This is a genomic window from Rhodococcus sp. IC4_135, from assembly GCF_011602025.1.
Taxonomy (GTDB): Bacteria; Actinomycetota; Actinomycetes; order Mycobacteriales; family Mycobacteriaceae; genus Rhodococcus_F; species Rhodococcus_F baikonurensis.
This window is the reverse complement of record NZ_JAAOLG010000169.1, coordinates 1-255: the sequence shown is the minus strand read 5'-3', so window position 1 is coordinate 255 and position 255 is coordinate 1. Positions and strand designations below refer to the sequence as shown.

Genomic DNA, 255 nt, shown 5'->3' with positions numbered 1-255 from the left:
CCTTGTTCACATCGGGGTGGTACTTGCGGGCAAGCTTGCGGTACGCCTGCTGAATTTCGTCGGTGCCGGCGCCCTTCGGTACGCCGAGTACTTCGTAGTAGTCACGGGCCATCGGTGCTCACCCCTCGGGGCGGCTGACGACCACCGCGGCGGGCCGCAACTGTCGCCCGTCCTCTCCATAACCCGGGCGCAAGACCTCGACCACGGTCCCGGACGGAAGGTCGGGTCGGGTTACCACACTGACCACTTCGTGGA

General features: G+C 65.9%; 2 protein-coding genes. Both read right to left on the bottom strand.

The window, feature by feature from the left end; translation table 11 throughout:
* Positions 1 to 112: DnaJ domain-containing protein (locus tag G8767_RS36715; RefSeq protein WP_166814331.1), on the bottom strand; the 112-nt coding region annotated here is incomplete at its 3' end.
* Between the two features lie 6 nt (positions 113 to 118).
* On the bottom strand, positions 119 to 255 hold a 137-nt coding region (grpE, locus tag G8767_RS36710; protein ID WP_166814333.1), incomplete at its 5' end, for a nucleotide exchange factor GrpE.